The organism is Paenibacillus sp. J53TS2, assembly GCF_018403305.1.
In the GTDB taxonomy this organism is placed as follows: Bacteria; Bacillota; Bacilli; order Paenibacillales; family Paenibacillaceae; genus Fontibacillus; species Fontibacillus rhizolycopersici.
Window position 1 is genome coordinate 1 of record NZ_BOSK01000031.1, and the last position, 428, is coordinate 428.

Genomic DNA, 428 nt, shown 5'->3' on the forward strand with positions numbered 1-428 from the left:
TCGGTGAGGTAACCGCAAGGAGCCAGCCGCCGAAGGTGGGGTAGATGATTGGGGTGAAGTCGTAACAAGGTAGCCGTATCGGAAGGTGCGGCTGGATCACCTCCTTTCTATGGAGAATCGTCTTCTGCAACGAAGACATTCAAATCGCTAACCTCAGGTTAGCAAAGTTACTCACTCGTTGGTCAGTTTTGAGAGTTCAACTCTCAACTTGATCCTTGAAAACTGGATAAACGAAACGAAATTTGCGTTTTAGAAACATTCTTTTAGCTGAACTTGTGTCAAAACAAGTGAAACTAGTAGTTGGTTAAGCTACTAAGAGCACACGGAGGATGCCTAGGCGCTAGGAGCCGAAGAAGGACGTGGCGAACAACGAAACTGCCTCGGGGAGCTGTAAGCAAGCTTTGATCCGGGGGTGTCCGAATGGGGAA

2 rRNA genes are annotated in these 428 nt (G+C 48.4%); both read left to right on the top strand.

Going from position 1 to position 428, the window contains the following annotated elements:
- Window positions 1–107 (top strand): 16S ribosomal RNA (locus KJS42_RS22935); the annotation flags it as partial.
- A gap of 195 nt (window positions 108–302) precedes the next feature.
- A 23S ribosomal RNA gene (locus KJS42_RS22940) occupies window positions 303–428 on the top strand; the annotation flags it as partial.